At 39.3% G+C, this 3,416-nt stretch carries 5 protein-coding genes; 1 reads left to right on the forward strand and 4 read right to left on the reverse strand.

Annotation, left to right across the window (positions count from 1 at the left end):
* Positions 1-50 precede the first annotated feature (50 nt).
* The 4 genes from PX481_RS06705 to PX481_RS06720 form a co-directional block, all read right to left on the reverse strand.
* Complete coding sequence (locus PX481_RS06705) at positions 51-374, reverse strand: Txe/YoeB family addiction module toxin (RefSeq protein WP_002763753.1); 324 nt, start codon at positions 372-374, stop codon at positions 51-53.
* A complete protein-coding gene (locus tag PX481_RS06710; protein ID WP_002763754.1) occupies positions 364-648 on the reverse strand; it encodes a type II toxin-antitoxin system Phd/YefM family antitoxin in 285 nt (94 codons plus the stop codon). Before PX481_RS06710 ends, PX481_RS06705 begins: the two co-directional genes overlap by 11 nt.
* Positions 649-1,093: 445 nt before the next feature.
* Positions 1,094-1,369, reverse strand: coding sequence for a helix-turn-helix domain-containing protein (locus PX481_RS06715; RefSeq protein ID WP_002763755.1), 276 nt, complete (start codon positions 1,367-1,369; stop codon positions 1,094-1,096).
* A complete protein-coding gene (locus PX481_RS06720; protein WP_002763756.1) occupies positions 1,362-1,718 on the reverse strand; it encodes a type II toxin-antitoxin system RelE/ParE family toxin in 357 nt (118 codons plus the stop codon). The genes PX481_RS06715 and PX481_RS06720 overlap by 8 nt, the downstream gene beginning before the upstream one ends.
* A gap of 949 nt (positions 1,719-2,667) precedes the next feature.
* On the opposite strand from PX481_RS06720, the gene PX481_RS06725 reads away from it, so the two are divergent.
* A complete protein-coding gene (locus tag PX481_RS06725) occupies positions 2,668-3,105 on the forward strand; it encodes a hypothetical protein (RefSeq protein WP_002763759.1) in 438 nt (145 codons plus the stop codon).
* The last annotated feature ends 311 nt before the right edge of the window (positions 3,106-3,416 follow it).

Genomic DNA, 3,416 nt, shown 5'->3' on the forward strand with positions numbered 1-3,416 from the left:
GTTCTTTGTCCCCTTTCTCCTGTAACAGTTCTTGATGGGTTTGTCTGAGTTTAGCCTGATTGATAATGATAGCGAGCTTGTAAAAAATAAACCTTATTTCCTGTGACTTTATAAACCAAACGATGCTCTAAGTCGATCCGTCGTGACCAAGTGTCGGCAGCAATATACTTAAGAGGTTCGGGTTTACCCAATCCTGTAAACGGATCGCCATCCAAAATATCTGCTACTAAGTCTAAGATTTTATCGCCTTTTTTCGGTTCGTTCCGATACCACCAAGCTAAATCTGCTTTGAAATCAGGACTAAAAACGGGCAAATAATCATGAATAGGATTGTTTTTAGGTTTATCTGGCTTATTTTCTCTTTTAGGACTCAATTCCTAACTCCTCTTTCAATTCAGCTAATGTTTGAGGAGTTGCATCTTCTGTCTGGGTCCATGCTAAAGAGCGAAATAAGCGTTGGGCATTTTCTGGAGATCGCAATAAATAAACACACTCTAATAAACTGGAAAGCTCATCTTCAGCAATTAAGGCCACATTTTTCTGATTGCGACGCTTAATGACGATAATTTGAGATTCGTCACACACCTGATCTAAGAGACTCGCTAAATTCATTCTCGCCTGAGAGTAGGTGGTTTCTTTGCTTAACATGATTTTTAGGGGATACTTGTACAACCTTATTGTACAAGTCCAAGCTCTTGAACTCCCCAAAAACCCCAAAATCTGAATCGCTGGTTAGGGAGAATAATGTAAAGATTTATAAAATTGTAGCTTAGGCTACAGCTTAGTTTAGTTTTGTGTGTACTCTATTGTCGTACAGCTTTGGTGTTGGGTTGGGCTGTTCCTTAGCCAAACCTAGAAAAGCTAATAGTTCCACCGATTCAGGGAGATGAACTGATTGGCTGGAGGGATATTAAGCTGTTGACTATCTGAATTGCTCGTTAAGACTGCAAGGGAGAAGGGAGCAGGGAGAGAAAGTTCGAGCATTTGTACTAAAAATTCCAATACGCAGTTTAAATTCAGTACAGCTTATCCCCAGTCTATCAGCTAGTTGGTGCGGGACGGGATTTTCTGAATCTACAACCTACAGAAGCCGCTATCTTATTTCCACAATAAGTTCCTTTCCTAAAGCTTTGACGTATTTTTCTAAAGTAGAAATACCGACAGATTCCACATTCTCTTCTAGGTTGAAAACCGTTGCTTTATCCCAATTTAACTTACGCGCTAATTCTTCCTGAGTCAGTCCAGCTTCTTCTCTTGCCTGTGATAAGATAACTCCCAGCTTGAAACTGAGATAACCAGACTCGAAGCCTTGGCAAAATTGACTGTCAGTTTGTTTTCTCCTGTTAATATATTGTTCTACATCACTCATCGTCGAATCTCCTGTTCAAGTAGTCTCGTTTTCGTTGCTCTGCCAAATTAATCTCTTGGGATGGTGTTTTTTGAGTCTTTTTAGCAAATCCGTTCGTTAAAATAATTAAATCACTTTCTCCAAAAAAGCCCAGCAGACGGAATATATTATTGCCAATCTGAACCCTCACTTCCCAAATATCATCAGTATTGACTAATTTTTTCAGGTATTGACTCGGGACAGAATCTAACTCCTGAATTAAGCGTAACACCCACAACACTTTTTGAGCTTGTTTTCCAGACAGAGAATTTAAAAAATCTTCAACGGGGCTGGCTCCTGACTGGGTACGATAAAAAACAATCTCCTTCATATAATAATCAGTTTAAGAAAACATTTCAATATTTTAGTGATGCCATTTCATTTGGATTGTAGTGATTCCATATCGCCAGTCATTGGTTGTGCATTATCTTACATCTTCATTCAATAAGTAGTCGTGCCAAATAAATTTCCTAGTGAAGATGGGCACTCATGCAAGAGGTGGTTAGATATGTGGTAAGGATTCAGGTGCCTCAAATGCAGTCACAGAGCGGCTTCTCAAATCTCAGAACTCGCTAAACTAACAGTTTCATTCTCAATAAGCACGAAAATTAAGCCTTTCAGCGTTTCTTAATGAGAATGAGGATTTGGCCATAATTCGCCTAAATGCTTACACAGCATGGGTTTGACTGCTTTTTGTATGACCTGAATCCTTACGATATGTGTAATTAATTTTGCTTAGGTACTTAACATTGTCAGAGTTGTGCAAGTGTCGGAATATTTTTCCCTGCCAAAACCGAACGAATGACACTAATTATAACAAAATAGAGAATCCGCAGCTCTCTTAGGTTTGGTGGGTAAAATGTATTCTGAGATACAGTCTTGGGGCAGTGAGTGGAACTAACCACAGAGACACAAAGGACACAGAGATCGATCACCACTATATAAGTTAAACTTATCACACAAAGAATAACAGAGCCAATCCGCTTCAACAACTTCGAGACAGAGATGAACGCAAAGACGAATCCGACAGACCGCGCCACAATAACTCAAGGAAGACGATAGTTCGTCTGAGAAGCAGTAAAACAGCGGAAAACACCTGAGACTCCCTGCTCTGTCAACCCCTAAGCTAGGGAGAGAAATATAAAGATTTATTAAATTGTAGCTTTTGATACATTTGTGGGGGGGGAGTGTGTATTGTTCTACTATCCGCCTTTGGTGTTGGGTTGGGTTGTTGCTTCACCTAGCTGCGAGGGGGCGAACACTTATGTACTGAGTAGCGAATGGTGATGAAAAAAGGATTTTTCAGATGGCTACCAATTTTAGCCTTAACTACAGCTTTATCTTCTAACTTCTATCAGAATCACGATGATATTGCTCAAGCCCGTAATTTGAGACGTGTAAGCAATGGTTTTGCTTTCGAGATTCAGAATTGTAATAAAGACAATAATTCTGTAGTTTGTACTTTTATGGTTGCAAACTTAGGGGAAGTCAGAGATCTTACTTTTTATCCCCAATACTCTATCATCATTGATTCTACCGGCAAGCAATTGACGGGATCGGAGGGACGTATTGGAGGAATAGGTCGTGATCTAGTATATATGAGAGATATGCCTTCTAGAGTCCCCATTAACGGAAAAATTCTCTTTAAAGGAAATTTGCCCGGAAGAATCGTTTATCTGCGATTAGTAGGTTCTAATTTCTCAGTTGAATGGAGGTAATATATTACCTCGGTTAACTGTTAACTGTTCACTGAATAAAGACTCGTAGGTTGGGTTGACGCAAGGAAACCCAACAACTTCCTGGAATATTTTCACAATGTTTGTTGGGTTTCGCCTTTTGAGCCGATTGGTAATACCAGAGCAATAATGATAGCTCAACCCAACCTACGGCTCGATTAATTAACAAACTGATTCAGGAATGATAAGCTAAAACGCACTTAAACCACCTAAAATAGAAATAGTAACTTGAGAAAAATCCTACTTATGCCAGCCAAAGATTTCCTAGACTTAGAAGAAAAGAAAAACTTACA

Source organism: Microcystis sp. M53603_WE2, assembly GCF_030065435.1.

Coding starts and splice junctions, on each gene's coding strand:
- PX481_RS06710 (WP_002763754.1), bottom strand. CDS start 648: ATGTTAAGCAAAGAAACCACCTACTCTCAGGCGAGAATGAATTTAGCG.
- PX481_RS06715 (WP_002763755.1), bottom strand. CDS start 1,369: ATGAGTGATGTAGAACAATATATTAACAGGAGAAAACAAACTGACAGT.
- PX481_RS06720 (WP_002763756.1), bottom strand. CDS start 1,718: ATGAAGGAGATTGTTTTTTATCGTACCCAGTCAGGAGCCAGCCCCGTT.
- PX481_RS06725 (WP_002763759.1), top strand. CDS start 2,668: ATGGTGATGAAAAAAGGATTTTTCAGATGGCTACCAATTTTAGCCTTA.